The following is a 26994-nucleotide window of genomic DNA, read 5'->3' as shown; positions in this document are numbered from 1 at the left end:
TACCGAGGAAGTCGCCGAAAACCGGTAACGGTCGACCCCGCGGCGGGCCACCGCCCGCCGCGCTTTCCCCTCGACCGCCGGAGACGCTGTCATGAAGCGACTGATCAATCTCAAGCCGCGCCGGGCCGCGCGGGTGGCGCTGGCGCTGCTGCCGTTTCTGCTGATCGCCTTCGTTTACCTGGGCATTTCGAGCGCCCGCCATGCCGAGAATCCGAACGATCGACTGCTGCCGCTGCCGGTGCAGATGGCCGACACCTTCGTCGGCATGGCCACCGAAGCCAACGTCCGTACCGGCTCGATCCCGCTGTGGACCGACACCGCGGCCAGCCTGCAGCGACTGGGGATCGGCGTCGGCATCAGCGCGCTCGTCGCGTTGGTCTTCGGGCTGTTCAGCGGCGGCCTGCCGCTGTTCCGGGCGCCGTTCTCGCCGCTGATCACGGTGATCTCGCTGATCCCGCCGCTGGCGATCCTGCCCATCCTGTTCATCGCCTTCGGCACCGGGGAGACGGCCAAGGTGGTGCTGATCATCGTCGGCATCACCCCGTTTCTGATTCGGGACCTCACCGGCGAGGCCCTGCGCCTGCCCGACGAGCAGCGCATCAAGGCCCAGACGCTGGGCGCCAGCTCCTGGCAGGTGATGCTGCGGGTGCTGCTTCCCCAGCTCACGCCACGGTTGATCTCCACCACCCGGCTGGCGCTGGGCAGCGCCTGGCTGTTTTTGATCGCCGCGGAGGCTATCGCCGCCCAGGACGGGCTCGGCTACCGCATCTTCCTGGTGCGCCGCTATCTGGCGATGGACGTGATCCTACCGTATGTCGCCTGGATCACGCTCCTCGCGTTTGTCATCGATCAGGCGCTGTTGTGGATCTCGCGGTGGTCGTTCCCCTGGTATCACGTCGACGAAAAGGCCGCCGGATGAGTCTCGTAGAAGCAAAAGGGCTGGAGAAGCACTACGGCCGCGACGTCGTGCTCGAACGGATCAATTTTACCGTTGAACCGGGCGAGTTCGTGACCATCGTCGGCGCGTCCGGCTGCGGCAAGACGACGTTCCTGAAGATGATGCTGGGTACGGAGTCGATCACCCGCGGCCAGCTGCTCGTCGACGACAAGCCGATTCCCGGCGAGCCCGGGCCGGACCGCGGCGTGGTGTTCCAGAAGTACTCGGTGCTGCCGCATCTCACGGTACTGGGCAACACGCTCATCGCCGAGGAGCTGTCGCGCTCGAAGTGGCTCGGCAAGCTGTTCGGCAGCCGTCGGCGCCAGGCCCGCGAGGTCGCGCTGGAACGTCTGACCGAAGTGGGCCTGGAAAACGCCCTCGACAAGTATCCGCACGAGCTGTCCGGCGGCATGCAGCAGCGCCTGGCGATCGCCCAGGCGCTGATGATGCGCCCGCGCATCCTGCTGCTCGACGAGCCCTTCGGCGCGCTCGATCCCGGCATCCGCCAGGACATGCACGAGCTGGTCACCCGCCTCTGGCGCGAGCAGCAGCTCACCATCTTCATGATCACCCACGACATCGACGAAGCCTTCGCGCTCGGCACCCGTGTCTGGGTGTTCGACAAGTGGCGCAACGATCCGCACGCCCCCGAGGCGTATGGCGCCACCATCACCTACGACCTGGACGTGGAACGCAACCGTGAGGACGCGCCTTCCCAGGCCAAGCAGATCGAGGAGGACATGCACTCATGAGCGAACCCGTCTACACCACCCATCTGCCCGGTGGCCAGCACTGGTCGCTGCGCCTGCGCCGCGGCACCACCATGCGGCTTACCGCGGGCGAGCCCGACACCAACGTCGGCATGCTCATGTACAACCCGGAAAACCTGCTGGAGCGGCTGAACCTGCCGGACACCCTCAAGTGCCAGCACACCTTCAAGCTGACCCGCGGCCATTGCCTGTATTCCGACATGGGCCGCATCTTCGCCTCCATCATCGAAGACAACCTCGGCTGGCACGACAGCGTCGGCGGCAACCTGCACGCCCGCCACATGATCGACAAGGGCTGGCAGCCGGTCAGCTTCCAGGCCGCACTCAACGACCGCACCCAGACCGGCCACGACAGCTTTCTGATCGAGCTGGCGAAATACGGTCTGGGCGCACGTGATCTGGCGGCCAATCTCAATCTGTTCAGCAAGGTGGTCGCCGACGACGACGGAAATCTGAACTATGTCGCCGGCCATTGCCAGGCCGGCGCGAGCGTCACCCTGCGTTTCGAGATGGACACGCTCGTAGCCCTGCATACCTGCCCGCACCCGCTCGATCCGGCCGCCGAATACCCCAGGCGCGGCGTGGATATCGCCCTCGGCGAAGCCGCCTCCGTGGCCGCCGACGATGTCTGCCTGAACCACTGCGACGAGAACGCCCGTGGCTTCGAGAACAACCGCCTGTACTACCTCGGCGCGGCCTGAAGCCCACGATTCGACAAGGAGCACTCATGACCATCGCAAGCCAGCAACGCGAGGAAAACGCGGTCTTTCGCCAGCTCATCGATGCCGGCGACCACTACATCGACACGGTCAGGGCCGGCCAGACGATTCGTATCGTCGACGTCGAGGGCAACGAGGCCGCCGATACGCTGTTCTTCAACGCGGCCGATCCCTCCGAGCGCTATAGCGCCATGGACACGGTGCGCGAACAGGGCAAGGTCTATCTGACCACCGGCAGCGAACTGCGCTCGAACCTCAACAACGTGATGCTGACCATCAGCGCCGATACCTGCGGGCGCCACGACACCCTCGGCGGCGCCTGCGCCAGCGAGTCCAACACCGTGCGCTACGACTTGGAAAAGCGGCATATGCATTCCTGTCGCGACAACTGGATGCTGGCGATCGCCAACCACCCCGAATACGGCATTACCAAGCGCGATATCGCCCACAACATCAATTTCTTCATGAACGTGCCGGTCACCGCCAACGGCGAGCTGTACTTCGACGACGGCATCTCCGGGCCCGGCAAGTACGTGGAGATGGTCGCCGAGATGGACGTGGTCGTACTCATCTCCAACTGCCCGCAGCTCAACAACCCCTGCAGCGGCTTCAACCCGACCCCGCTGGAAATACTCATCTGGGACTGAGCGCCCGCCATTGACCGCGCGCGGGGACGACCCCGCGGCGCTGCGAACCCCGGCGGGACGACCCGCATCGACCTTCGGATCGTCATCCATGTTCGACACCGTGCTGATCGCCAATCGCGGCGCCATCGCCACCCGTATCCAGCGCACCCTGCGCGCCCGTGACATCGCAAGCGTCGCCGTCTATGCCGAGGCCGACCGCGACGCGCCGTTCGTGACCACCGCCGATGCCGCCTACTCACTCGGCGAGGGAGGCGCGGCGGATACCTATCTGGCGATCGACAAGCTGATCGCCATCGCGCGGGAATCCGGCGCCCAGGCCATCCATCCCGGCTACGGCTTTCTGTCGGAGAACGAGCAGTTCATCGCCGCCTGCGAGCAGGCGGGCTTGGTATTTCTTGGGCCGACGGCCGACCAGATCCGAGCCTTCGGCCTCAAACACGAGGCGCGTGCGATCGCCGAGGACGCCGGTGTGCCGCTGGTGCCCGGTTCGGCGCTGCTCGACGATGTTGACGCCGCCACCGCCGAAGCTGCCCGTATCGGCTATCCGGTGATGCTCAAGTCCACCGCGGGCGGCGGCGGGATCGGTATGCAGGTCTGCGAGACCGAAGCCGAGCTGACGCGCGCCTTCGATTCCGTACGCGGGCTGGGCGAGCGCAACTTCGGCGATGCCGGCGTGTTCGTCGAGGCCTATATCGCCACCGCCCGGCATTTGGAAGTGCAGATCTTCGGCGACGGCGCGGGCACCGTGGTCGCCCTCGGCGAGCGCGACTGCTCGACCCAGCGCCGCAACCAGAAGGTCATCGAGGAATGCCCGGCGCCGGCGCTTCCCGAGGCCGTGCGCGCCGAGCTGCACGCAACCGCCGTCGCGCTCGGCGAAGCGGTGAACTATCGCAGCGCGGGCACGGTGGAGTTCATCTACGACGCCGCACGCGAGCGTTTCTTCTTTCTGGAAGTGAACACGCGCCTGCAAGTCGAGCACGGCGTGACCGAAGCCGTCTGGGGCGTGGATATCGTCGACTGGATGCTGCGCCTGGGCGCCGGCGAAGCGATGGACCTGGCCGCCCTGCGCGCCGAGCTCGGGCCGCACGGCCATGCCGTACAGGCGCGTCTTTACGCCGAGGACCCGCACCAGGATTTTCGCCCCTCGGCCGGCCTGCTTACCGAGGTGACGTTCCCGAGCGGCGACGGTCTGCGAATCGATCATTCGATCGAGGCGGGACTGGAGATCTCGCCGTTGTTCGATCCGATGCTGGCCAAGGTCATCGTGCACGCCGACGATCGCGCGCACGCCGTCGAGCGCCTGGCTGCCACGCTTGAGGCCTCTCGGGTATACGGCATCGAGACCAACCGCACCTGGCTGTCTCACGTACTGCGCGACGCCCGCTTTGAGCGCGCGGATTTCCATACCCGCTGGCTGGCCGATCTCGACTGGGCGCCGCCGACCATCGAAGTGCTGGCCCCCGGCACGATGACCACGATCCAGGACGTGCCTGGGCGTACCGGCCACTGGGACGTGGGCGTGCCGCCGTCGGGGCCGTTCGACGACTGGTCGTTCCGACTCGGCAACCGGCTGCTCGAGAACGCCGACGACGCCGCCGGCCTCGAACTCACGCTGACCGGGCCGACGCTGCGCTTCAACCGCGCTACCCAGATCGTGCTCGCCGGCGCGCCGATCGCCGCCACGCTCGACGACGACGCCGTCGATCTCTGGCGCGTGATCGACGTGCCTGCGAGTGCGAAGCTCAAGCTCGGCAAGATCGAGGGCGGCGCGCGCTGCTATCTGCTGATCGCCGGCGGCATCGACAGTCCGCCCTATCTTGGCTCGCGTGCGACCTTCACCCTCGGCCAATTCGGCGGCCACGGCGGCCGCGCGCTGCGCAGCGGCGACGTCCTGCCGCTGGCCGCGCGTGCGCGGATCACGCCGCGCGCCCTGCCCGCGGATGTCGTGCCCGTGTTCGGCACGCCCACCGAGACCGGCCGTCATTGGCAGATCGCGGTGCTCTACGGCCCGCACGGCGCGCCCGACTTCTTCACCGAAGACGATATCGAGACCTTCTTCGACCACGACTGGGACGTGCATTTTCATTCCAACCGCACCGGCGTGCGCCTGATCGGGCCCCGCCCCGAATGGGCCCGCGAGGACGGCGGCGAGGCCGGGCTGCACCCCTCCAACATCCACGACAACGCCTACGCCTTCGGCACCATCGACTTCACCGGCGACATGCCGGTCATCCTGGGCCCGGACGGTCCGTCGCTGGGCGGTTTTGTCTGCCCCGCGACCACCGTGCGCGCCGAGCGCTGGAAGCTCGGCCAGCTCGCCGCCGGCGACAGCGTGCGCTTCGTACCGGTCTCGCTGGACACTGCGCGGGCGCTCGAGGTCGATCGGCAGGCGCGCCTGGACACGCTCGCCGGTACCCGCGCGCCGAGCCTCGTCGCCGAGCGTGGCCACCCGGTACTGCGCGAGGTTCCGGCGGCCGAGGCCGGCGAGCGCATCGTTTACCGCCGTGCGGGCGACGACTTCCTGCTGATCGAATTCGGCGAGATGGCGCTCGAGATCGCGCTGCGTTTTCGTGCCCATGCCTGGATGCTGTGGCTGCGCGAGCATCCGCTGGCCGGCATGGCCGAACTTACCCCCGGCATCCGCTCACTGCAGATCCACTACGACCCGAACACGCTGGCGCTCGACGATCTGCTGGCACATCTCGAACACGCCGAACGGGCGCTGCGCGACGTCGAACAGCTCGAAATCGAATCGCGCGTGGTGCACCTGCCGCTGTCCTGGGACGATCCGGCCTGCCACGAGGCAATCCGGATCTATCAGCGCACGGTGCGCCCGGATGCACCCTGGTGTCCGAGCAATCTGGATTTCATCCGCCGTATCAATGCCCTGGACAACGAAGACCAGATCCGCGACATCGTCTTCGATGCGCGCTATCTGGTCATGGGCCTGGGCGACGTCTATCTCGGCGCGCCGGTGGCCACACCGCTCGACCCGCGCCAGCGCCTGGTCACCACCAAGTACAACCCCGCGCGCACCTGGACCGCCGAGAACTCGGTCGGCATCGGCGGCGCCTACCTGTGCGTCTACGGCATGGAAGGCCCGGGCGGCTACCAGTTCGTCGGCCGTACGCTGCAGATGTGGAACCGCTATCGCGAGACGCGCCATTTCGAGAATCCGTGGCTGCTGCGGTTCTTCGACCAGCTGCGCTTCTACGAAGTCAGCCACGACGAACTCACCGAGATCCGGCGCGAATTCCTGCACGGGCGCTTCGACCTGCAAACCGAGACGGTCACGTTCTCGCTGGCCGAGCACGAAGCCTGGCTCGATGCCCATCAGGAATCCATCGAGACGTTTCGCGAACGCCGCGAGGCCGCCTTTCAGGAGGAGATGGCGCGCTGGCGGGCCGACGGCCAGTTCACCTTCGAGGACCATATTCCCGAGCCGGCCGAATCCGAGGCCCTGGCCGCGGGCGAGACCGGTATCGACAGCCCGGTCTCCGGCAGCCTGTGGAAGCTGCAGGTCGCCGAAGGCGAGGCCGTCGAGGACGGCCAGCTGGTCGCCCTGGTCGAGTCCATGAAGATGGAAGTCGAGGTGCGCGCCGTCCAGGCCGGACGCGTCGCCCGCCTGCCGATCGCGGAAGGCGCGGCCGTAGCCGCCGGTCAGCCCGTTGTCGTGCTCAAGAGCGACTGAGCGCCGCGCCCCTTTTCGAAGCTCAACCGATCCCTACCGTCCCGGAGGCAGACATGACCTCACGCCAGCCCACCGATTTCCAATCCATCCCGGCCATCGATATCGGTCCGCTGTTCGCAGCCGACGAGCCCGTGCGCCGGGTCGTGGCCGAACAACTCGCCACCGCCGCACGCGACGTCGGCTTTTTCTACGTCGTCAATCACGGCATCAGCGAGGCGCGCCAGAACGCGTTGTTCGAACAGACCCAGCGCTTCTTCGATCTGCCCTACGACGACAAGATACGCTACTACATTGGTAAGTCCGACAACCACCGCGGCTATGTACCCGCCGGCGAGGAAGCCCCGGACCCGACCAAGGCCGATGCCAAGGAAGCCTTCGATCTATCCTTCGAGCTACCCGCCGACCATCCGGAAGTTGTGGCCGGCACGCCCATGCTGGGGGCCAATGTCTGGCCCGATCTCGACGGCTTCGCCAACGACGTCTATGCCTATTACCAGGATGTCTTCGATGTCGGGCGCGCGCTGATGCGCGGTTTCGAGCACGCCCTGGGCCTCGAACACGACGCGCTGCTCGGCCACGTGACCGAGCCGCCGAGTCAGCTGCGCCTGATCCACTATCCGTTCGATCCGAACGCGGCCGACGCCCAGGGCATCGGCGCGCACACCGACTACGAATGCTTCACCCTGCTCCGCCCGACCGCGCCCGGCCTGGAAGTGATGAACGGCGCCGGCGAATGGGTCGACGTGCCCTACCGCGACGATGCGCTGGTGGTGAACATCGGCGACATGCTCGAGATCTGGACCAACGGCGCGTTCGTGGCCACCTCGCATCGGGTACGCAAGGTCGCCGAAGAGCGCTACAGCTTCCCGCTGTTCTTCGCTGCCGACTATCACACCGAGGTCGCGCCCGTGCCGGAGCTGATCGCCGAAGGCGACACCCCGCGCTACGAACCGCTGGCGGCCGGCGATCATCTATGGGCCCAGACCATCCAGACCTTCAACTATCTGAAGAAACGTCTGGCCGCCGGCGAGATCGCCCTACCCGACGGCGCGCGCGGCGCCGGCAGCCTGGGCCAGCACGCGCGCCACAAGGACGAGGCCGGATAGTGCGGCGGGTCACGAATACGCGGCCGGCTTTCTGCGTTGTCCTGTGCCGTGCGCCGTTGCCGCACACGAGAATCTGCCGGCGTGCGCATTCTGCCCCGCCTACGCGAAGCCGGCGCCTGCGGCCAAGTCGCACCGCGATCCGAAGGGCAGGCGCGCAGCAACGTTCCCGCGGGTTGCGGCCGCTGCCCGGATCGGCGCGCTCGACAGGCGAGCGACCACCGACATGAGCCATGTCCCGACGCGCTACCACGGCCTGTGGCAGCGCACCCTCTACGCCGAACCCGCCGAGGGCGCGCCCGTATTCGTCGACCGGGACACACAGGTGTTCTGGCTGCAGGCCGGCGACTGGCACGCCGACCTGCGCGTGCCCGCCGACCGGCCCGACTTCACCGGCGTCGCCACGCTCGCCGACTGCGACCGAGCCCAGCTGGTCTGGCTCGCCCGCCAGACCGCCTTCGCGGGCATCACCTGCGTGGAAGGCCGTTTCTGCACCTGGCACCGGCTCGTCGACCTCGCGCCGACGCTCGACAAGGACATCGGCGAGATGCGCTTCATCGATGAGAACACGCTCGAAGAATGCCACCCCCGCGGGCTCTATCGCGAGCTGTGGCAACGTGTGACCCTGGCTCAGGCGGCCGCGCCGCGGGCGCATTTCGACGAAACCGGGCTGCCGTGCTGGCTCGAGTACGGCGATCATGCCATGGCCATCACGCCCCGCGTCGCACTGGATAGCGCGCACGAACTGCTCGCCGGCGCCGAGACCTTGTCGAAGACATCGCTCCGCGCTCGGGCGGCCGTGGAGATCAGCCTCGCGCATCGCACGCCGGCCGGTTGGCACGTGCGGCTGTCGACCTGGCCGTGGCGCGAAGGCCAATCCACTCGCGACCCGTCGCGGGCATCATCCGGCGTCTGAACGATGCCGACGTAATCGCACCGCCGCGACCGGTCGCAGTTACACCCGGCAGTATCCGTTCTAGCGCCGGGCCCGTTCGGATACGATCATGAAATATCTCGTCTTTCTCGGCAGCGCTCGCGACAGCACGCTGCCGAAACCGGCGCGCCTTGGTCTGCGTGTGGCCCGCGCCTGCGACCGCCATATCGAGGCCCGCGGCGACGGCCACGAGATCGAACGGATCGATCCGCTGGATTTCGATTTCGGCCCCGCTTCAAGCCGCATTTCGCCTACGGCCGACGTGACGTGTCCGCCTCCTTCCAGTCCCTGGCCGAACGCATCGACGCAGCGGACAGCTACGTGTTGGTGAGCGCGGGATACCACCACCGCATGAGTCCAGCGCTGGCCCAACCGCTCAATCACGTCGGCAGCTCGCTGTTTCCTACAAGCCGAGCGCGATCGTCACCTACTCGGCCGGCCAGTGGGGCCGGGCATGCGCGGCGACGGCCATGCGACCTTTCTATCGGAACTCGGCTGCCTGCCGGTCTCGGCGATGATCCCGATTCCGGCGGCGCCTGAGTTCCGGGACGAGCAAGGCGCGCTGCAGCGCCACGCGAACGCCGAGAACTGGCGCGACTACATGGGGCGCACCTTCGCACAGCCGGCGTGGTGGGCCGGAGCCGCGGCCCGCCATCGTGACGCGGTCGATCCGCAATCGCGCATCAAGCCGTTCGGACGACCTCCGTCGCAGCGCAACGCGCCCGGTGAGCCCTGAGCGCGTCCCTACGGCTGGGCCGACTCACGGTGCCGGTGCCGAAGACTATTGCCCCACCCACTCGGCGATCACCTCCGGATGCTCGTCGATGAAGGTCTGGGCCGCCGCCTCGTCGGACGTCTCTTCCGCATCCACCAGCGCCGCGTTGATCTGGTCGAGGCTGTAATGCATCCGCCGGATCATCGCGTGCACCTCGGGCGCGCTCTCGGCCAGCGGCTTGCTGGCGATGGCGTCCACGTGCTCGCGCCCGCCGAGGACGCCGTCGGGATCCTCGATATAGCGCAGGTCGAAGCGCTCCCACATCCAGTGCGGGCTCCAGGCGGTGACGACGATCCATTCCTCGTCGTCGATCGCGCGCTTGAGCGCGGCCGTCATCGCCGCGCTGCTGGCGGTGATCAGGCGGTAGTCGTCCAGGCCGTAGCCGTCGATGACCTCTTCCGAGACCTGCATGAGGCCGGCACCGGCCGAAATGCCCTGAATGGTGCCGTCGAGTCTTTCTCGTACGTCGGCCTTGCCCAGGTCGGCGATCGTGCCCAGTTCGTCTTCAGGCACGTAGGCCGGCACCGCCCAGCCCAGGCGCGCGCCGTCGAACAGCTCGCCGAGGTTGTCGACCTCGTCGCCGACGCGCTCCATGTAGGCGCCATGCGTGCGCGGCAGCCACGCCACGAGAAACAGCGAGCGCTCGTCCTCCGCCACGCCGAGAAACGCCGGGCCAACGGCCACGTTCTTGAACTCCACCGGAATGTCGTACTCCGACTCGATCACCTTCTTGGCCACGTGGCTCATCACCTGGCCTTCGGCATACTCGTCGACATAGATACGGATCGGCTCCGGCTCATCGGCCAACGCCGGGCCGAACGCCACACCCGCCACCGCGTACACCACGGCGGCGATACAGACACAGACTCTCTTCATGGCGTCGGCCATTGCCGGGATTTCGAAACGGATGGGTCGAGTGTTCGGGATATGGCGGCGGCGCGCAAGGCGTGAACACCGCACGGGGAGCGCGCATAAGGCGCTCGCCGACGTGCCTCGAGCCGGCAGCGCGCGCGGCGACGGCAAGGCCGACGTTGAGGCCGGTCGTTTCGGCAACGGTTTCCGGTCGGCCACCACGCCGAGCCTGAGGGCATGCGCGATCGACCGCTACGCCCGGGTACGGCGCGAAACCGGCATTCGCCTACGATGACAACGGCGCATGAGAACCTACGCGCAGGCGCGATGTCCGGCGCGGCGCCTCGGCCACGACAGCGAGACCACATCGTGCCGCCCGTCCCGACGCCGCGCGCGGTTCTACGGCAGAATGCAGCCATGCCAACTCCGCTTCCGCGACCGCGTACCGACAGCCGCCGGCCCGCCCGCGTCGCGTTCGCCGCCCCGCGACCGCGCTTTCCGTGACGGCCCTCCGGCGCGGGTTTTTCGGCCTGTTGGCGATCGCGGCGCTCGCTCTCTCCGGCCCGGTCGCGATGCTGGCCGACGAGAACGTCACGCTGGGCGGCGCCTGGTACGACACCGATCGCTCGTCGGCGGGCCTCGCACCCGCTCCCGCGCACACGCCCGAAGCCGTGGTCCAGATCTATGCCGCCCGCACCTTCAGCTGGCGCGGTCTGTTCGCCGTGCACACCTGGGTCGCGACCAAGCCGGCGGGCGCCACCACCTACACCGCGCACCACGTGACCGCATGGAGCCGTCCCGCGTTGTCGTCGCGGGAAGGCGCCCCGGATCGGCGCTGGGCGGGCGCGCTGCCGCGCCTGCTGCTCGATCTGCGCGGCGGCGTAGCCGAACGCGCGATCGCCCATATCAACAAGGCCCTGCCCGAATACCCGTTCAGCGAGTACCGTATCTGGCCCGGCCCGAACAGCAACACCTTCACCGCCTGGCTCGTGCGCAAGGTGCCCGAACTCAACGTCGAACTGCCCGCCACCGCCATCGGCAAGGACTATCTCGACGACACCCTGATCGCCCCCGCGCCGAGCGCCAGCGGCTACCAGCTCTCGCTTCACGGTGCGCTCGGCGTGCTGGCCGCCTGGGACGAAGGCATCGAAATCAACCTGTTCGGCCTCGTCTGGGGCATCGACCCGGCCGATCTCGCGATCAAGTGGCCGGGCGTCGGCCGGCTCGGTTTCGATACGCCATGGTCCGAACGTGTTGGGCCGAGGGGCGCGAGCGTGCCATGAACACCATCAATCCGAACAAGCTGCATCACAGCAAATGGACCGCCGTCCGACCGGCGCGCAACGAAAAACACTTCATCGTCACCGAACTGCTGCACGACAAAAGCGACCACGTCGTCGAAGTGGTGCTCGAGGCCGTGATGAGCGGGCGAACATTCAGGCTGGGATGGCGCGAGCTAAAGGATCGGGCGGTCTGGCAGATGGGGTGGAAGTAGTATCTGCGGGGCTCGTTCGGAGACTGCTGCTCGAACTGAGCGCTGAAAAGAGCGCGGTCTTTTCCCCGTTTGTATAGACCGATGACATGGGTAACACCCGTGCCAGGACATGGGTAACAGATTAGCCCATATCCATGTTGCGTAAGTCGATATCAGCCAGTCGATGGTGGGCGAAGTACACGGCATAGCAGCCGTCTTGATCGGCGTTCGGCCGAAAGGCGATCGATAAGCCACGCAGGGCGTTCGAGACTTTCAGGGTTCGGCCCTTAAAGGGCACGACGCCGTTGGCGCGAACAAGCGCCACCGTATCGTCAGGTGCATAGGCGATCGTCGGCAAGGTTTCCGGAAACGAGCGCGGACTCGGGCGATAGCGCGTACTCGGGGTCGCCAGCCCGAGCGCGTCATGCGGGCGCACGGTGTTGTAGATATCGCGCCAAGTATCGAACGCGTGCTGTATCTGCGCGCGATCGACAAACGCCCGGCCATTGAGCACCTCGGCGGTCAACGTCCGGTGAAACCGCTCGTCCTTGCCGTTGGTTTGCGGATGGGCCGGTCGGCTGAAGCTGATGCGAATGCCCAGGCGTACCAGCCAGATGCTCAGCGCGGATAGCCCGCGCGATTGACCGCCCGGGCTGCCCCAGGGCGAGCCGTTGTCCATATTCATTCGGATCGGCAGGCCATGGCGCCGGAACGTCTCGGTCAGGACATTCTGGACCGTAGCGCTGCGCATATCGGGGATGGCCGCGAGCGCCAGGCTATAACGCGAGTGATCGTCCAGCACGGTCAGTGGGTCACACCGGCCGCTGCCGAGCGCGAGCGTGCCCTTGAAGTCCATTTGCCAGAGATCGTTGGCGGCCGCGTGTTCAAAACGTTGCCAGGCGATGCTGGCCGCGGCGGTGCGCTCGGGCATCAAACCGTGCCGACGCAGGATATGGGTGATCGTGCTCGGCGCCGGCACAGCGACGTGGCCGCGATCGATGAGCACCTGACGCAGTTTGCGCCCGCCCCAGCACGGATACGCTTGGCGCAGAGCGACCACGGTCTGCTCCAACGATATGTGCGTACGCGTGGGCGAGGCCCGCGGTCGTCGCGAGCGATCGGTAAGGGGCTGCCCGGCCTCGGCACGGGCGATCCACTTATAGGCGGTCTTGCGACTGATCCCAAAGCGGCGGGCCAACGCCGAGAGGTTCACGTCGTCGTTGCGGGCCAGCGCAATGAACTCGGTGCGTAAGGTCATCGATGTGTGTTCCGTCCAGGGCATGAATGGGCACCTCGAGTCCGCCATTGAGCGAACGTCGAGGTGTAACCCATGTCCTGGCACACCTGTTACCTGTGTCTCCGGTCCATACACCCGTTGAGAGGAAACGTGTCCGCCACTGATCATTCCTCGCGAGCGACCGATCTGACCTTTGACGAACAGGCCTGATCACCGGTGCAGGCGAAGCCGATACGAAACACCGCATAGCTCACGAACCAGCACAGGCCCGCACTGACTATATCGTGTGACAGGAAATGCGCGCCGCGCAGCTCCTGTGCGAGACCGTAGGTAATGCCGACCACGATACCGGGCGCCAGCCACCAGATCGTCCGGCCCAGCGGATATTGGCGGGCGAAGAAGAACAGCGCGAACAGGCAATAGCCGCCGGCGGCATGGCCGGCCGGAAAACAGCCGCCGACTTCGCCGGGGTGCAGGGAATAGACGGCCGCGCCGGCCACGTCGCCGCCATAGCGCGACAGATCCCAGGGGCAGGGCAGCGCGAGCATATGCTTGCCCAGCGACACCAGCAGCAGGCTTGTGATCACCGCGATGCACAGGCAGACGAGCCCGCGCCGATAGGGGCGCAGCCGTTGGCTCCAGCTGCTCACCGCGGTCAGTGCGAGCAGGCCCACGCCCCAGGCGATGGAGAACCGTTGACCGTATTCGTGCAGCACCCGCGATGTCAGCCAAGCATAGCGCAAGTCCCAGTCGTCGCCTTCCAGCCGGAACAGCAGGTCGGCCCAGTAGCGATCGAAATCGAGCCCCTGGGTGATCAACAAGCCAAGCACCAGCGCCAGCAACGGGCAGACGAACAACGGGTCGTCCTGCCAGGGACGTGGCGTCCAGGCGGGATGACCGACAGCCGTTCGGCGATCGGCGTGGGCGGGTTTGGACATGGCAACGAATCCTGGAAGCGGCTGACCCTAAAGAGCCTGGCCCGGGCCGCGTGCGGAAAACGTGGGTATGCCGTCACCACGGCGTCGGAACGCCCGTAAGTGGTGTAGATCGCTGCAGAATTCACGAACCAACGAAAAACAAACGTTCTGCTAACGGCTGTGCGATCCGCGCTGTCGATAATTCGGTGCATCGCGCATGCAAAGCGTGCCGTGCCTTGTCGGCCGGTACGCAAGAGGATCGAAGCGTTTGCCAAATCGCGACTGCCTTACGGCACCGGCCCTGGCCGTGGTCATTCCTTTCTACAACGAGCAGGACAGCGTTGCCGCGCTGCTTGCGGAGGTCGATCGTGCGCTCGCCGGCCAGATCGACTACGAGCTGATCGCCGTGGACGACGGTTCGACCGACGATACGGCGTCCGTGCTGTCGCTCGCCGCCGGGCGTGTCGCCACGCTGCGGGTCGTGCGCTTGCCGCAGAACTGTGGTCAGAGCGCGGCGCTCGCCAACGGCATCCATGCCGCACGGGCGCCGCTGATCGCGACCCTGGACGGCGATGGCCAGAACCCGCCCGCCGATATCGCCCGTCTGGTCGAAGCCTATCGTCAGCAGGCACAGGCGAGCCGCTGTCTCGTGGTGGGCTGGCGCCGGACACGCAACGACAGCGCGCTGCGGCGGCTTTCGTCACGCGTGGCCAACGGTCTACGCGGCGCGTTGCTGGGCGACGGCTGTCCGGATACGGGCTGTGGTCTCAAGGTCTTCGCCCGCGATGATTTTCTTGCGCTGCCGCGCTTTCGGCATATGCATCGGTTCCTGCCCGCGTTGTTTGTGCGCGCCGGTGCGCAGGTGATCAGCGTGCCGGTGGCGCATCGGCCGCGGCGCGCGGGACGGTCGAAGTACGGCGTGGGCAATCGGCTCTGGACCGGTTTACTGGATATGGCCGGCGTGTACTGGCTGCAGCGGCGTGCCTGCCGTATCGATTACGAGGTGGATGATGTTTGACACGCTACAGACCCAGGACATCGTGTGGATCGGGCTGGGGCTCGTCGGCCAGGCCCTGTTTTCGGCCCGGTTTCTGGTGCAGTGGATTGCCAGCGAACGCCGCCGCCAGAGCCATATTCCGGTCGCGTTCTGGTATCTGAGCATCGCCGGCGGGATCACGCTGCTCACCTACGCGATCTATCGTGCCGATCCGGTGTTCATCCTCGGCCAGAGCACGGGCGTGTTCATCTATGCCCGCAATCTCTATCTCATTCGCGCGGGGCGGGCCGAATCGTCGCCGGCCGGGACATGAGCGTGGGGATGCGATTGCCGGCTGGAGCGCCGGCGGCATGGCTGGCGGTGGTCGTCATTGCGCTGCTCGCACTGGCCGTGGCCGGCCGAGGCATGAGCGATATCCCGCTGGAAAGCCACGAGATCTATGTTGCCCAGACCGCCGAGAACATGCTCGAAAGTGGCGATTGGCTGGTGCCGCGCCTGAACGGCGAATACCGGCTGACCAAGCCGCCGCTGAGCTACTGGCTGGTGGCCGGTGCGGCAACGCTTGCCGGTCAGGACCATGTCGGCGCCGGTATCGCACGTGCGCCATCGGTCTTGGCTGTGATGGGGGTGGCGTTGCTCGCACTCTGGATCGGCACGCGCCTTTTCGATCGTCGCACCGGCCTGCTGGCGGGCCTGCTGTGCGTGGCCTCATTGGCGGCCTTCAAGTACGGCCACAACGCGCGGCCCGACATGCTCTATGCGTTCTGGACCACGGCCGTGCTCGCGGCCTGGGTCGGTAGCCGCCAGGCGAGCGCGGCCCTGCAGGCACGATGGGTCTGGGCGCTCTGGCTGCTGGTTGGTCTCGCGACCCTGACCAAGGGTCCGCAGGCGCCGCTCATCCTGCTGCTCGGCCTGGGCCTGCACGCGGTTCTGAGCGATGAGCGCGCGGTCGATCTCTGGCGGCGACTGCGCCCCGTGCGCGGTCTGTTGATCGTGCTTGCACTGGTTGTGCCCTGGTATCTGCTGCTGCGCCAGGCGATCGGCGGCCAGACGCTGGGCGACTCGCAGCTTTCCGGCGCGTTGCTCACCATCGATCCGTTGCGGCTATTCACGCCGTTCTATTTCCTGCGCGCACCGATGCTCTGGCTGCCGTGGGCGTTGTTGTTGCCGGCAGCGGTGCTGCTTGCCTGGCGCGATCGGCGCGGGGCGGCCGGGTTGCTCGCGTTTACGATCGTGTTCGCGATGCTGGCGTTCGCGCTTGGTCCGCAGTATCGCGAGATCTACATGCTGCCCTGGCTGGCGCCTGCGATGCTGTTGTTGGCGGCGGCGATCACGCGGGTCGCCTGGGCGCGGGTCTGTGTCGGGCTCGTGATCGCAGTGGTTGGCGTGGCGCTCGTCTGGCTGGTCTATGAAGCCGGGCCGTCTGCGCTGCTGGTGGCTGTAGCCGGGCTGTTGCTTGTCGGTGGTGCCGGATGGGCGCTGCGTCGACGCCGGACGCCGGCTGCTGCAGCGCTGGTGGCGGCGGCCTTTGCCGTGGGATTGTTCCAGGGTGGCGCGGTGCCCAGCCTGTGGAGCAGCGCGCGCTACGAGGAGCTGACTTTCGTCCAGGCGCTGTCGCCGCGTGTCGATCCCGGTATGCCGGTCGCGGTCTGGGATATCGATGCGGCCCATTACTCTTATTATCTCGACCGCCCGGTGAAGGGCGCCGAAGCAATCGATGCGATCTGCGCCTGGATTGGTCGACAAAACGCGGCGACCCTGCTGATCTATCCTCGGGAGCGACGGCGCGAATTGGCCGAGTGGTTGGCGTTCGTGCCCCTGCTGGCCGATAACGATTCCGAATTCGCGGCGACCCGCCTGCCGCCCGGCACGGCTTGCCGTGCTCCCCAGAACGCTGGAGCCTGACGTCATGTATATCCTGATCGTGGAAGACAACGACGATCTGGCAGCCAATATCGGCGAATACTGTGAAGAGCAGGGCGATATCGTCGATTATGCCGGCGATGGCCTGACCGGCCTGCATCTCGCGGCGGTCAACAACTACGATGTGCTGGTTCTGGATCTGAGCCTGCCCGGCCTCGACGGGCTGTCGCTGTGCGAGCGGCTGCGCCTGGATGCCGGCAACAACGTGCCGATTCTGATGCTCACCGCCCGCGATACCCTGCGCGATCGCCTGACCGGCTTCGAGACCGGGGCCGACGACTATCTGACCAAGCCGTTTTCGTTGCAGGAGCTGCATATGCGGCTCAAGGCGTTGGTGCGCCGAGCGGCCGGGGCGACCGATCATCTGGTGGTTTCGGATCTGATCTTCGACCTGCGCACCCTGATCGTGCGCCGCGGCGGGCGGCGGCTGACGCTGACCCCGACCGGGATGCGCATGCTGGAACTGCTCATGCGCGCATCGCCTGCGGTGGTGCGGACCGCCACCGTGGAGCGCGCCATCTGGGGCGACGACCCGCCCGACAGCGAGGCCGCGCTGCGGGGCCATATCCACCAGCTGCGGGGCATCATCGACAAGCCGTTTCCCACCAAGCTGCTCAAGACCGTGCACGGGATCGGCTACCGGCTCGCGGACGATGACGCGCTTTAAGCCACGTCTGAGGCTGGGCCTACGCCCGCGTTTCCTGCTGGCTACACTGGTGCCGGTACTGGTGGTGCTCGGCGGCATGATCTATGCCGTGTCGTCCTTTCTCGAGGTGCTCGAGCACGACATGACCCATGGCCAGCTCGCGCGCGACCTGGACCGCGCGACCGCACTCTATAAGCGCGACCCCGACTTGCTCGAGGCGCTGCGGCCCGGCTTGCTCACCTTCGTGACGCCGCGGGGCGTGACCGACGGACTGCCCGAAAACCTCAAGCCGATCGAGAACAGCGCATCGCACGAGATCTGGCTGCCGGGCGCCGATTACGAATATCAGGCCACGCGGCGCGATATCGGCGACCACAGCCTGTATGTCCTGCTCGACCTGACGCCCGAGGAGAGGCTGGAGAAAGAACTGATCGGCGTGGCATGGATCGCCGGCATGGGTGCGCTGTTTCTCGCCGTGATCGTGGCGCTTTGGTTGTCCCACGTGGTGATGCGCCCGGTGCGGCAGCTGGCCACGCGGGTATCGCACATCCGGCCCGGTGAACAGCGCCCCGATCTGCGGCCGGTCACGGGCGATCGCCAACTCAATGTGATCGTCGAGGCCTTCGACAGCGTGCTCGATCGCTTCGATGCCTTCGTGGCCCGCGAGCAGGCGTTCACCGAGGACGCCAGCCACGAACTGCGCACGCCGCTGGCGACCGCCATCAGTTCCATCGACCTGATCGCGCACGACGACGACCTCTCGGCCAAATCCCGCAAGCGGCTGATGCGCGCGCGCTCGGCGACCACGCGCATGCACGAGCTGATCGAGTCGCTGCTGTTGTTCGCGCGCGAACAGACCGACGAGCAGTACAGTGCCATGCCGGTCAGCCCCATAGTGCGCGAGGCCATCGCGATGCAGGAGGACATGCTTGTCGGCGCCGGAAAGCCGCGCCCGAATATCGTCTTCGACGCCCGCAGCGAAACGGAGGTCGCCGCCCCCGAGAGCATGCTGCTGTCGGTGGTCAACAACCTGCTGCGCAACGCGATCGAGCACGGCGGGGCCGCTCGGATCGACGTGCTGCTCGAAGCCAACCAGCTGAGCATTCGCGATCACGGCAGGGGCATCGCGCCGGCGGCCCTGTCGCGCTTGTTCGACCGGCGTTTTCGCGGCTCGCGCAGCCAAGGCCAGGGGCTCGGGCTGTATCTGGTCAAGCGCATCAGCGAGCGCTTCGGCTGGCAGGTGGCGGTGAGCAGCACGCCCGGCGAAGGCACGTGCTTCGACCTGCGCTTTGGCTAAAGTCACCCGCTGGCCACGGCGAACACGCAACCGCATGCCCGCGCTATCAATCCGGCTATTCATTAGTTTTGTGCCGAGTCAATAACGCAATACCCACGAACACGAGACGGCCGCCACACGGCCTGCGCGCGAAGCTGACCACTACTGGTCAATCCGCTGTGCGAGCCCGCTGTCCATGCCATCCACGCTTAGAGAAAACCTGTCCCGTCTGCGCCGTTTTTTCGGCGCGCTACCACGGCCGCGGAGCGGCATGCCCGGCATTACGCTCACGGTCGCGGCCTTTCTCGCGATCTTTCTGAATACGGCCTTCTGGAAGGCCGTGATCGGCGCGGCCGAAATCGGCATGGCGCGCCATCTCGGCTTCGGCCTGTCGCTGGCCGCGGCGATGCTCGCCTTCTTCGTGCTACTGGTGTCGCTGTTCGGCGTGCGCTATTTATTCAAGCCGGCGGTTGTCGTGCTGCTGTTTGTCGCCTCGCTGGCCAGCTATTTCATGAACGTCTACGGGGTGGTCATCGACGACACGATGATCCACAACGTACTCGAGACCGATAGCGGCGAGGCGTCGGGGTTGTTCAGTATGCAGCTGCTCGTGCATCTGCTGCTAACCGCGATTCTGCCGGCGCTCGTCGTCTGCCTTTGGCGTATACGTTATCGCCCGTTCTGGCGCGAACTGGGCTTACGTACACTGACCGTGACGCTCGCGATCGGCGTGCTGGGCGTCAGCGTGTACTCGCACTACAAGGATTTTTCGCTGGTGCTGCGCGAACACCGCGAACTGCGCTATCTGGTGAACCCGACCTATCCACTCTATGCCGCGGTGGATACGCTGATGCAGACTGCGGAAGCCGCCAACGCGCCGGTCGTGCCGCTCGGTCGTGACGCGCATCAGCAGCGACCTGTTGGCGCGCCGCGGCGCGTGGTCGTGCTCGTGGTCGGCGAAACCGCACGGGCAGCGAATTTTTCGCTCGACGGCTACACGCGCGACACCAATCCGCGGCTAGCCCACCGCGACATCGTCAACTTTCCGGATTTCACCGCCTGCGGCACCTCGACCTCGGTGTCGGTGCCGTGCATGTTCTCCCGTCAGGGACGGCGCGATTACGACGAGTACGAGGCACGGCATACCGAAGGCCTACTCGATGTACTCGACCATGCCGGCGTGAGCGTGCTCTGGCGCGACAACAATTCAGGCTGCAAAGGTACCTGTGCCCGCGTGCCAACCGAAGATCTGTCGAATGCCGATGCGCCCGCGCTGTGTGACGACGGCGCCTGTCGCGATGAAATTCTTCTGCGAGGCCTCCAGCGGCACATCGAGGCCGGCACACGGGATCTCTTCATCGTACTGCACCAGCAGGGTAGCCACGGCCCGGAATACTATAAGCGCTATCCGGCACGCTTCGAGCGCTTCACTCCCGTGTGCGCCAGTAACCTGCCGCAGGAGTGCGATCGCCAGGCGATCGTTAACGCTTACGACAACACTATCCTCTATACGGACTACGTGCTCGACGAAATCATCGACCTGCTGGAGCGCAACGCACGAACCAACCATGACACCACGGCGCTGCTGTACCTGTCCGATCACGGCGAGTCGTTGGGCGAGCACGGGCTCTACCTGCACGGTTTCCCCTACGCGCTCGCGCCGGATGTGCAGACGCACGTACCGGCGCTGGCCTGGTTTTCGCGCGGATTCGGCATGGGCCGCGGTTGTCTGGCCCGGATCGCCGGGCACGCCTACTCGCAGGACAATCTATTCGACTTGGTACTCGGGCTGTTCCGGGTGCAGACATCGGTCTATCGGCGCATCAACGATATATTTTACGCTTGCCGGTACACCAACGGCGCGCGCCATGCGTCGCGTAACTGAACGGTTGCGATCATCTCGCCGAGCATATCCACACACAGACGCCGCTGATACGCAATCCCGAGCCGCTTCCACGCCGCTGCACGCGCGGATACCGAACTCATCTCGACTTACCGCCAGCCTAACCCGCCTGCCCGGATTAACCGACACGCATCGCGATCCGTATTGCGAGAGCGCAAGGTCAACAGTTGCTAATACGAGACGTTCGAGATTTTCGGAATGACCATCGTGACACCGCGTAATACGTCGCCATGGTCGATCCGACCAGACTGCGCCGGACTCGCCTCAGGACGCGTTCCGACACATCGCCGGACCTTCGACCCGCTCGGCGATCCGTGCGACCAGATATTCGGCATCCACACCGACCGCCGCGAAGCGTCCCGAGCCCCAGGTGTTGAGCCACGGCAGGCCGAGGAAATACAGACCGGGCACGGCCGTCACGCCGCGCCGGTGCATGGGTTCGGCGTTGCCGTCGAACACCGGGGCATGCACCCAGGAGAAATCGCCGGCGAAACCGGTGGCCCAGATCACGCTGGTGATGTCGCTCGTGGCCAGATCGAGCTGTTCGGGCTCGAACGGCGGCTGCCAGACCGGTTGGTACGGCTCTTCGGGCGGTGCATCAATGCCTTGGTCGGCGATGTACTGGTCGATGCTGTCGCGGATCTTGCAGTAGGTGGCATCGGCGCTGTCTAGGTTCGCGGCCAGGTTGGCTTCGAAATCCATACGCCCGGTCTGCCCGATGCCGGCGACACGGCCGTAGAGCTGCATCCCTTCGAGCGCGAAGCGGCGCAGGTCGATCTCGCGCCCGCCGTCGCGGCCGGTCATGTAGTGGTTGGCCTTGTGGCGCAGCTTGTACTCGGGGTCCGGGTGCTCGGCGACGGTGACGTCGTAGGTGCCCATGCGTTCGAGCCAGTCCACCGAGTCGCGGCCGCGGTATTGGCGCGGCGCCCGCGGCGCGCTGCCCACGCTCAGATGCACGCGCCGGCCGGCCAGGTGCAGGTCCTCGGCGATTTGACAGCCGGACTGGCCGGTGCCGATGACCATCACCTCGCCGGCCGCGAGCTGTTCGGGATTGCGGTAGTCGACCGAATGAAGTTGTTCGACGGTGTCGGGCAGACGCTCGGCGATGCGCGGTATTTTCGGCACGTGATAGCCGTTGACGGCGAGTACGACCTGATCCGCCGTCGCGGTGCCGGCGCTGGTCTCGACCGTGAACCCGCCGCCCTCTTTTTCCGCGACCTGCGTGACCGTCACGCCTTCGCGCAGGGGTGGATCGACAAAGGCGGCATAGCGTTCCAGATAGGCCACGATCTCGTCGCGCGGCATGAAGCCGTCGGGATCGTCGCCGTCGTAGGGAAAGCCGGGCAGCCGACACTGCCAGTTGGGCGTGACCAGGCAGAAGCTGTCCCAGCGCAGGTTGCGCCAGGCGTGGCCGACGCGGTGCTTCTCCAGCACGATATGCGCGATGCCCTGTTGTTGCAGGCAGTAGCTGGTCGACAGCCCGGCCTGGCCGCCGCCGATCACGACGACCGGCCAGTGGCGGCCGATATCGGGACTGTCGATCATCGCGCGGGGCAGAAAGCGCGTCATTGTTCGAAGCCCTCGATGATGATCGCGGCGGTGTCGTCGCCCGAAAATGCGGTGGCGGTACGCTCGATCTCGGCAAGCTGCGCGGCCGATGCGCTGCAGGCGTAGCCGTATTTGGCGCGCACGCGTTCGCTGGCGTGGGTGAGTGCTTCGCGGCTACGGCGCATGAATTCAGGCACGGCATAGGCCGTACCGGCGTCGAAGAATTCGGTGACCGTGCTCGACGGCGAGTAGCAGCGCGAGACCGTATCGTCCGGCCAACGCACCTTGAACCAGGTTTCAGGCATGACAGGACTCGCGTTCGCGCCGCTGCGGCCGCGCCGGCGCACAGGCGATATAAGGATCCGATTCAAAATTCCAGATCTGGCGCTTGGCCCGGCCGTCGCGCAGAGACAGCCGCCGGCTGCTGTCGCAGGCACCGATCGCGGCACAGGCGATATCGCGGGCGGCAAAGCGCGCGACGACCGCATCGACCTGCGCGGGCTCTACGGCCATCACGAAACCGAAGCTCGGGAATGTTTCGCACAGCCAGCGCCCCGGCTCGGCATTGTCCGGCCGCGGCGCCGCATCGATATCGATCACCGCGCCGACATGCGAGCACTCGGCAAGCATCATGGTGGTGCCGATGACACCGCCCATGCTGATGTCCTTGGCGGCATGGCAGAGCCCGGCTTCGGCGATCTCCGGCAGGATGTCCAGATCGGCCCGTAGTCGTTCTGCCGGGCGATCAGTGCTGGCATCCCAGTTGGGCAGCGGCTCGCGGTAGCGCCCGCGCAGGTCGATGGCAGCCACGAGCACATCGCCTGGACGCGCGTCGAAGCTGGTCAGCAGCCGTTTCGCGCGGCCGATGATGGCCACCGACAGCTGCTCGCTATCGCTGTGCGCGTTGCTGTGGCCACCGACGACGGGCACGCCATAAACGCTTGCCGCAGCGCTCAAGCCTTGCATGATCGGCTACGCGTGTTCGTTGTCGCGGCTCCACAGCGCATCGACCACCGCCGTCGGGCGACCGCCCATGGCGGCGATATCGCTGATATTGACCAGCAGCCCGCAATAGCCAGCAAACCACGGCATGCGCTTGACGAAGCTGTTGACGAAGCCTTCGATGGCGAACAGCAGCCAGCCGTCGCCGTCGGGAATGGCGGCACAGTCGTCGCCGATACGGATCGTGCCGTCATGGCTCGGCAGCAAGGTATCCATGACCGCGGCGATATCGGTCTTGCCGACGATGCCGCTGGCCTCGCGGGCACGGTTGGCAATAGCATCGAGCGCGCTCATGCCGCCCGCCGCCGCGGCGCGACCACCGCACACTCGCCGGCCTCGCAGGGCGGATAGTGGCCGAGATCGGCTTCCATCAACCCATGCGGCGCGCCGCAGACCGCGACCGTGCCGAGCAGGCGCCAGTGCAGGGATTCGAAGAAGCCGACGTTGGCCTGCTGCACGGCGGCAAGAAACCGCGTACAGCCATGCGCGTGCGCGGTGCCGACCGCAACACGAATGAGTTCCTGCCCGAGCCCGGCCATGCGCCGATAGCCGCGCGCGACCGCCAGCCGCGAACCGCGCCACAGGCCGTCGTCATGGGCATGGATACGCACGGTGCCGACCACCTGTTCGGCCATGCCGGCATTCCAGGACAGAGCCACGATAGGAATCGCGCGCTCATCCAGCGCATCCCGATCATCGTGCTCGAACAGCTGCTGTTCGCTACAGAACACCTGCCGGCGCAGGCGGCGGGCGTCGCGCATTTCCCAGGCCCGGTCGGCCAGCTTGACGCTGTAGGCCGCCGGTACGAAGGGCACGATCCGGTAGTCGTCGCCGTCGAGGAGCATCAGGCAGGCTCCGCCGTCTTTTCGTAGGCAGACAGCGACGAGCAGGCGCCGCAACGGCCACAGCCGGCCTTGATGTCCGAGGACTTCATGCCGGCCGCGACCAGCATTCCCCCGATCGGCTCGAGCAGCGATTCCATGAACGCCGCGTCCGGCGCGTCGTGGTCTTGCAGCGGCGTGCCGGTGATCGGCACGAACGGCACCACGAACGGATAGACGCCGCGCTCGATGAGCTGTTCGCTCATGGCCAGGATCGCTTCGCGCGTATCGCCCAGGCCGGCAAGAATATAGGTCGACACCTGGCCACGGCCGAACACCGCCACCGCCTGTTCGAACGCTTGCAGATAGGCATCCGGCGTGACCTGCGCCTTGCCGGGCATGATGCGTGTGCGTACTTCCGGGGTGACTGCCTCCAGGTGCATGCCGAGCGAATCCACGCCCGCCGCCTTGAGGCGTGCGAACCAGGCCGGATCGTCCGGCGGCTCGCACTGGGCCTGGATCGGCAGATCCACCGCGCTGCGCACGGCGAATGCGCTTTCGCACAGGATCGCCGCGCCGCGGTCGGTGAAGTTCGGCGTGCCGGTGGTCATCACCATATGCTTGACGCCGTCGAGCTCGACCGAGGCGCGGGCCACCTCGGCGAGCTGGGCCGGTGTCTTGCGGTTGATGGTGCGGCCTTCGGCCAGCGATTGGCCGATGGCACAGAACTGGCAGGAGGTCGCGCGCCGGCCGTAGCGTACGCAGGTCTGGAATACAGTGGTCGCGAGCACGTCCGTGCTGTGTAGCTGGGCGATCTTCCAGTAGGGAATGCCGTCGGCCGTGGCACGCGCGTAGAAGCGCGGCTGCGGGGCGAACTGGATGGTCGTGACCGGTTTGCCGTTCTTCGTGAGGCGGCCTTCGCCGTCGGTCTCGAAGGGCGAGCGTTTCGAGTGGCCGGTATGCACCGGCACCATGACGGTCGCGCCGTCGATGGTCACGGCCTTGTGATCGGAGGGCCCCGCGCCGCCGAGCCGGCTGGGCGCGCCCTGGGACGGGTCAGCCAGGCGCAGACCCAGCGACTGCATTTCGGTGCGGAGCTTGCGGCTCGGGTTCGCCATGGTCGACTTCCTCGGATTCGAAAGCAGGGGGTGAGTACGGCGCGGCTGTCGGCTCGTGCGGCGCATCGCGCAGAGCGTGGTGCGCGCGGCGGTCGATATGCAGCGAGAGCAGTTCCGGGCGGGCGTAGTGGCCGACCGAATCCATCATTCGCTTGCGCTTGGTGATCAGCGACAGGTCGATTTCGGCGACCAGCCGGCCCGGCCCATCGCGCAGCGACTCGACGACGTGCGAGCCGTCGGGCGCGATGATCGCGGTATAGCAGCCGCCGCGCAGGCCGCGCTGCAAAGTCTCGTCCGGGGTGACGCTGGCGATCTGGTCGGAGTCCAGCCAGGACGTGGCGTTGACCACGAAGCAGCCGGATTCCAGCGCGTGGTGACGCAGGGTGACTTCCTGCTGCTCGGCGAAGATCGGGCCCACCAGCGAGCCGGGAAACTGGCTGCAGTGGATCTGTTCGTGATCGGCCATGAGCGCGTAGCGGGCCAGCGGGTTGTAGTGCTCCCAGCAGGCCAGCGCGCCGATCCGCCCGGCCGCGGTATCCACCGCGTGCAGGCCGGCGCCGTCGCCCTGCCCCCAGACCATGCGCTCGTGATAGGTCGGCGTGATCTTGCGGCGCTTGAGCGCGATGGCGCCGTCGGCATCGAACACGAGCTGGCAGTTGTAGAGCGTGCCGTGGTCACGTTCGGTCACGCCCAGCACCACCACGATCGCGTGCGCGCGCGCCGCCGCCGCCACCGCCTCGGTGACCGGGCCGGGCACGGCGGGCGCGTGCTCGTAGAGCGCCCGGTGCCTGTCGCCCATGGCCATGGGCGGCAGCACGAACGACCAGTACGGGTAGTACGGCACCGCGGTCTCGGGAAAGACCACCAGCCGCGCGCCGTCCGCCGCGGCCGCGGCGATCTCTGCAAGCACGCGCTCGACGGTGCCGTGGGCGTCGTCGAGCACGGGCTGCAGCTGTACCGCCGCCACCCGCAGGCGGCTGTTGGTGGGCAATGTCATGGCAAGAAGCTCATCAATGGCGCGTGGCGATGCGCATGGCCCCGGCCCGCAATCGTCGGGGCCGGGGCGTGGCGACGCACGGATCTACATGGTCCAGGTGGAGACGACATAGGCGTTGTCGCGCCGTGCGATGAGCTGGATATCCAGCACGTCCAGCGGGCTTATCGGCTGGATGCCCTCGACCAGCGCCGGCTCGCCGTGGCCATAGAGCGCCTGCAGCGCGAAGCGGCAGGCGTAGACCTTGCCGCCCTCGTCCATGAACGCCTTGAGCTGGTTCTCGTAGTTCTGGTGGCCGGGGAACGCCTCGTCGCCGATGGTCGGAAAGCCGCGCTGCACGCCCAGCGTCACGCCCGGGCCGTAGAGCAGGATGCTGGTCTCGAAGCCCTTGCGCTGCAGACGCTTGGCCTGAAGCATGTTCACCAGCCCGATCGAGCCCTCGAAGGCCACCGTATGGAAGGTCACGAGCGCCTTCTCGCCCGGTTCGGCCTGGACGTCCTCGAAGACCTTGTCTTCGTAGTCGACGAAATAATCGCCCTTCTGTGTTTTCGGCGTGGTCACTTCTGGCATCGCATCTCTCCCGTGCGTGGCTTGAACGGCTGGCCGGCCGCGACATGCGCACCGACTGCGCTAAGACGCTGCAACGCCCGTGCCAAATGATCGCTTTATTGATGCGATCATTTACCGATCATTCGGCGAAAAGTGTGCTA

General features: G+C 66.6%; 25 protein-coding genes and 2 pseudogenes. 17 read left to right on the top strand and 10 right to left on the bottom strand.

Annotated elements, in window-relative coordinates; all coding sequences use genetic code 11:
* Window positions 1–91: 91 nt before the first annotated feature.
* The 8 genes and pseudogenes from SAHL_RS11800 to SAHL_RS18415 all read left to right on the top strand — a co-directional run bounded on the left by SAHL_RS11800 (window position 92) and on the right by SAHL_RS18415 (window position 9537).
* A complete protein-coding gene (locus tag SAHL_RS11800) occupies window positions 92–919 on the top strand; it encodes an ABC transporter permease (protein WP_123591615.1) in 828 nt (275 codons plus the stop codon).
* Window positions 916–1689 carry an ABC transporter ATP-binding protein gene (locus tag SAHL_RS11795; RefSeq protein ID WP_123591614.1) on the top strand — a complete coding sequence of 258 codons (774 nt, stop codon included), beginning with the start codon at window positions 916–918 and terminating at the stop codon, window positions 1687–1689. The genes SAHL_RS11800 and SAHL_RS11795 overlap by 4 nt, the downstream gene beginning before the upstream one ends.
* On the top strand, window positions 1686–2408 hold the full coding sequence (locus tag SAHL_RS11790; protein ID WP_123591613.1) for an urea amidolyase associated protein UAAP1: 723 nt from the start codon (window positions 1686–1688) through the stop codon (window positions 2406–2408). Before SAHL_RS11795 ends, SAHL_RS11790 begins: the two co-directional genes overlap by 4 nt.
* 26 nt (window positions 2409–2434) lie before the next feature.
* Entirely contained in the window at window positions 2435–3073 is a 639-nt protein-coding gene (locus tag SAHL_RS11785) for an urea amidolyase associated protein UAAP2 (RefSeq protein WP_123591612.1), read from the top strand.
* A gap of 88 nt (window positions 3074–3161) precedes the next feature.
* Window positions 3162–6764, top strand: coding sequence for an urea carboxylase (uca, locus tag SAHL_RS11780; RefSeq protein WP_123591611.1), 3603 nt, complete (start codon window positions 3162–3164; stop codon window positions 6762–6764).
* Between the two features lie 53 nt (window positions 6765–6817).
* A complete protein-coding gene (locus tag SAHL_RS11775) occupies window positions 6818–7870 on the top strand; it encodes an isopenicillin N synthase family dioxygenase (protein WP_123591610.1) in 1053 nt (350 codons plus the stop codon).
* A gap of 223 nt (window positions 7871–8093) precedes the next feature.
* Window positions 8094–8783 (top strand): hypothetical protein, encoded by a 690-nt coding sequence (locus SAHL_RS11770; protein WP_123591609.1) that lies wholly within the window; start codon window positions 8094–8096, stop codon window positions 8781–8783.
* A gap of 88 nt (window positions 8784–8871) precedes the next feature.
* Window positions 8872–9537, top strand: a pseudogene (locus tag SAHL_RS18415) (NADPH-dependent FMN reductase).
* Window positions 9538–9582: 45 nt separating this feature from the next.
* On the opposite strand, the gene SAHL_RS11760 reads toward SAHL_RS18415, so the two are convergent.
* Window positions 9583–10452, bottom strand: a complete 870-nt coding sequence (locus SAHL_RS11760; protein WP_123591619.1) for a glycine betaine ABC transporter substrate-binding protein — start codon at window positions 10450–10452, stop codon at window positions 9583–9585.
* On the opposite strand from SAHL_RS11760, the gene SAHL_RS17570 reads away from it, so the two are divergent.
* The 3 genes from SAHL_RS17570 to SAHL_RS11750 all read left to right on the top strand — a co-directional run bounded on the left by SAHL_RS17570 (window position 10451) and on the right by SAHL_RS11750 (window position 11923).
* Entirely contained in the window at window positions 10451–10723 is a 273-nt protein-coding gene (locus SAHL_RS17570) for a hypothetical protein (RefSeq protein ID WP_148045561.1), read from the top strand. The genes SAHL_RS11760 and SAHL_RS17570 overlap by 2 nt on opposite strands.
* 205 nt (window positions 10724–10928) lie before the next feature.
* Window positions 10929–11711 (top strand): DUF3750 domain-containing protein, encoded by a 783-nt coding sequence (locus SAHL_RS11755; RefSeq protein ID WP_245968509.1) that lies wholly within the window; start codon window positions 10929–10931, stop codon window positions 11709–11711.
* Window positions 11708–11923: a TIGR02450 family Trp-rich protein gene (locus SAHL_RS11750; protein WP_123591608.1), complete on the top strand. Its 216-nt coding sequence runs from the start codon at window positions 11708–11710 to the stop codon at window positions 11921–11923. Before SAHL_RS11755 ends, SAHL_RS11750 begins: the two co-directional genes overlap by 4 nt.
* Window positions 11924–12044: 121 nt before the next feature.
* On the opposite strand, the gene SAHL_RS11745 is transcribed toward SAHL_RS11750, so the two are convergent.
* A complete protein-coding gene (locus tag SAHL_RS11745) occupies window positions 12045–13184 on the bottom strand; it encodes an IS481 family transposase (RefSeq protein WP_123591607.1) in 1140 nt (379 codons plus the stop codon).
* A gap of 119 nt (window positions 13185–13303) precedes the next feature.
* Window positions 13304–14077, bottom strand: coding sequence for a phosphatase PAP2 family protein (locus SAHL_RS11740; protein WP_123591606.1), 774 nt, complete (start codon window positions 14075–14077; stop codon window positions 13304–13306).
* Between the two features lie 286 nt (window positions 14078–14363).
* On the opposite strand from SAHL_RS11740, the gene SAHL_RS11735 reads away from it, so the two are divergent.
* The 6 genes from SAHL_RS11735 (at window position 14364) to SAHL_RS11710 (ending at window position 20783) form a co-directional block, all read left to right on the top strand.
* A complete protein-coding gene (locus SAHL_RS11735; protein WP_221177939.1) occupies window positions 14364–15074 on the top strand; it encodes a glycosyltransferase family 2 protein in 711 nt (236 codons plus the stop codon).
* Window positions 15067–15366: a lipid-A-disaccharide synthase N-terminal domain-containing protein gene (locus SAHL_RS11730; RefSeq protein WP_184947655.1), complete on the top strand. Its 300-nt coding sequence runs from the start codon at window positions 15067–15069 to the stop codon at window positions 15364–15366. Before SAHL_RS11735 ends, SAHL_RS11730 begins: the two co-directional genes overlap by 8 nt.
* Before the next feature lie 8 nt (window positions 15367–15374).
* Entirely contained in the window at window positions 15375–16958 is a 1584-nt protein-coding gene (locus tag SAHL_RS11725) for an ArnT family glycosyltransferase (RefSeq protein ID WP_184947653.1), read from the top strand.
* 4 nt (window positions 16959–16962) lie between these two features.
* On the top strand, window positions 16963–17643 hold the full coding sequence (locus SAHL_RS11720) for a response regulator transcription factor (RefSeq protein WP_123591602.1): 681 nt from the start codon (window positions 16963–16965) through the stop codon (window positions 17641–17643).
* On the top strand, window positions 17630–18919 hold the full coding sequence (locus SAHL_RS11715; RefSeq protein ID WP_123591601.1) for a sensor histidine kinase: 1290 nt from the start codon (window positions 17630–17632) through the stop codon (window positions 18917–18919). Before SAHL_RS11720 ends, SAHL_RS11715 begins: the two co-directional genes overlap by 14 nt.
* A 250-nt stretch (window positions 18920–19169) precedes the next feature.
* Window positions 19170–20783, top strand: coding sequence for a phosphoethanolamine transferase (locus SAHL_RS11710; RefSeq protein ID WP_123591600.1), 1614 nt, complete (start codon window positions 19170–19172; stop codon window positions 20781–20783).
* Between the two features lie 282 nt (window positions 20784–21065).
* Here the strand turns inward: SAHL_RS11710 and SAHL_RS11705 are convergent, their stop codons facing one another.
* The 7 genes and pseudogenes from SAHL_RS11705 to SAHL_RS11675 all read right to left on the bottom strand — a co-directional run bounded on the left by SAHL_RS11705 (window position 21066) and on the right by SAHL_RS11675 (window position 26854).
* Entirely contained in the window at window positions 21066–22370 is a 1305-nt protein-coding gene (locus tag SAHL_RS11705; protein WP_245968506.1) for an MSMEG_0569 family flavin-dependent oxidoreductase, read from the bottom strand.
* A complete protein-coding gene (locus SAHL_RS11700) occupies window positions 22367–22654 on the bottom strand; it encodes an MSMEG_0570 family nitrogen starvation response protein (protein WP_123591616.1) in 288 nt (95 codons plus the stop codon). The genes SAHL_RS11705 and SAHL_RS11700 overlap by 4 nt, the downstream gene beginning before the upstream one ends.
* Window positions 22647–23645: pseudogene (locus SAHL_RS11695) on the bottom strand (sll0787 family AIR synthase-like protein). The gene SAHL_RS11700 and the pseudogene SAHL_RS11695 overlap by 8 nt, the downstream one beginning before the upstream one ends.
* Window positions 23642–24196, bottom strand: coding sequence for an MSMEG_0567/Sll0786 family nitrogen starvation N-acetyltransferase (locus tag SAHL_RS11690; RefSeq protein ID WP_123591599.1), 555 nt, complete (start codon window positions 24194–24196; stop codon window positions 23642–23644). Before SAHL_RS11690 ends, SAHL_RS11695 begins: the two are co-directional and overlap by 4 nt.
* Window positions 24196–25290, bottom strand: coding sequence for an MSMEG_0568 family radical SAM protein (locus SAHL_RS11685; RefSeq protein ID WP_123591598.1), 1095 nt, complete (start codon window positions 25288–25290; stop codon window positions 24196–24198). Before SAHL_RS11685 ends, SAHL_RS11690 begins: the two co-directional genes overlap by 1 nt.
* Window positions 25229–26287: a Nit6803 family nitrilase gene (locus SAHL_RS11680; RefSeq protein ID WP_123591597.1), complete on the bottom strand. Its 1059-nt coding sequence runs from the start codon at window positions 26285–26287 to the stop codon at window positions 25229–25231. The genes SAHL_RS11685 and SAHL_RS11680 overlap by 62 nt, the downstream gene beginning before the upstream one ends.
* 84 nt (window positions 26288–26371) lie before the next feature.
* Window positions 26372–26854: an MSMEG_0572/Sll0783 family nitrogen starvation response protein gene (locus SAHL_RS11675; protein ID WP_123591596.1), complete on the bottom strand. Its 483-nt coding sequence runs from the start codon at window positions 26852–26854 to the stop codon at window positions 26372–26374.
* Window positions 26855–26994 lie beyond the last annotated feature (140 nt).

Origin of the sequence: Salinisphaera orenii subsp. halophila YIM 95161, assembly GCF_003732545.1 — a bacterium.
In the GTDB taxonomy this organism is placed as follows: Bacteria; Pseudomonadota; Gammaproteobacteria; order Nevskiales; family Salinisphaeraceae; genus Salinisphaera; species Salinisphaera orenii_A.
This window is presented reverse-complemented; position numbering and strand designations above follow the sequence as displayed.

What these genes read in the sequence shown, in the direction of transcription:
- SAHL_RS11800 (WP_123591615.1), top strand. Translation starts at nt 92, where the DNA reads ATGAAGCGACTGATCAATCTCAAGCCGCGCCGGGCCGCGCGGGTGGCG.
- SAHL_RS11795 (WP_123591614.1), top strand. Translation starts at nt 916, where the DNA reads ATGAGTCTCGTAGAAGCAAAAGGGCTGGAGAAGCACTACGGCCGCGAC.
- SAHL_RS11790 (WP_123591613.1), top strand. Translation starts at nt 1,686, where the DNA reads ATGAGCGAACCCGTCTACACCACCCATCTGCCCGGTGGCCAGCACTGG.
- SAHL_RS11785 (WP_123591612.1), top strand. Translation starts at nt 2,435, where the DNA reads ATGACCATCGCAAGCCAGCAACGCGAGGAAAACGCGGTCTTTCGCCAG.
- uca (WP_123591611.1), top strand. Translation starts at nt 3,162, where the DNA reads ATGTTCGACACCGTGCTGATCGCCAATCGCGGCGCCATCGCCACCCGT.
- SAHL_RS11775 (WP_123591610.1), top strand. Translation starts at nt 6,818, where the DNA reads ATGACCTCACGCCAGCCCACCGATTTCCAATCCATCCCGGCCATCGAT.
- SAHL_RS11770 (WP_123591609.1), top strand. Translation starts at nt 8,094, where the DNA reads ATGAGCCATGTCCCGACGCGCTACCACGGCCTGTGGCAGCGCACCCTC.
- SAHL_RS17570 (WP_148045561.1), top strand. Translation starts at nt 10,451, where the DNA reads ATGGCGTCGGCCATTGCCGGGATTTCGAAACGGATGGGTCGAGTGTTC.
- SAHL_RS11760 (WP_123591619.1), bottom strand. Translation starts at nt 10,452, where the DNA reads ATGAAGAGAGTCTGTGTCTGTATCGCCGCCGTGGTGTACGCGGTGGCG.
- SAHL_RS11750 (WP_123591608.1), top strand. Translation starts at nt 11,708, where the DNA reads ATGAACACCATCAATCCGAACAAGCTGCATCACAGCAAATGGACCGCC.
- SAHL_RS11745 (WP_123591607.1), bottom strand. Translation starts at nt 13,184, where the DNA reads ATGCCCTGGACGGAACACACATCGATGACCTTACGCACCGAGTTCATT.
- SAHL_RS11740 (WP_123591606.1), bottom strand. Translation starts at nt 14,077, where the DNA reads ATGTCCAAACCCGCCCACGCCGATCGCCGAACGGCTGTCGGTCATCCC.
- SAHL_RS11730 (WP_184947655.1), top strand. Translation starts at nt 15,067, where the DNA reads ATGTTTGACACGCTACAGACCCAGGACATCGTGTGGATCGGGCTGGGG.
- SAHL_RS11725 (WP_184947653.1), top strand. Translation starts at nt 15,375, where the DNA reads ATGCGATTGCCGGCTGGAGCGCCGGCGGCATGGCTGGCGGTGGTCGTC.
- SAHL_RS11720 (WP_123591602.1), top strand. Translation starts at nt 16,963, where the DNA reads ATGTATATCCTGATCGTGGAAGACAACGACGATCTGGCAGCCAATATC.
- SAHL_RS11715 (WP_123591601.1), top strand. Translation starts at nt 17,630, where the DNA reads ATGACGCGCTTTAAGCCACGTCTGAGGCTGGGCCTACGCCCGCGTTTC.
- SAHL_RS11710 (WP_123591600.1), top strand. Translation starts at nt 19,170, where the DNA reads ATGCCCGGCATTACGCTCACGGTCGCGGCCTTTCTCGCGATCTTTCTG.
- SAHL_RS11705 (WP_245968506.1), bottom strand. Translation starts at nt 22,370, where the DNA reads ATGACGCGCTTTCTGCCCCGCGCGATGATCGACAGTCCCGATATCGGC.
- SAHL_RS11700 (WP_123591616.1), bottom strand. Translation starts at nt 22,654, where the DNA reads ATGCCTGAAACCTGGTTCAAGGTGCGTTGGCCGGACGATACGGTCTCG.
- SAHL_RS11690 (WP_123591599.1), bottom strand. Translation starts at nt 24,196, where the DNA reads ATGCTCCTCGACGGCGACGACTACCGGATCGTGCCCTTCGTACCGGCG.
- SAHL_RS11685 (WP_123591598.1), bottom strand. Translation starts at nt 25,290, where the DNA reads ATGGCGAACCCGAGCCGCAAGCTCCGCACCGAAATGCAGTCGCTGGGT.
- SAHL_RS11680 (WP_123591597.1), bottom strand. Translation starts at nt 26,287, where the DNA reads ATGACATTGCCCACCAACAGCCGCCTGCGGGTGGCGGCGGTACAGCTG.
- SAHL_RS11675 (WP_123591596.1), bottom strand. Translation starts at nt 26,854, where the DNA reads ATGCCAGAAGTGACCACGCCGAAAACACAGAAGGGCGATTATTTCGTC.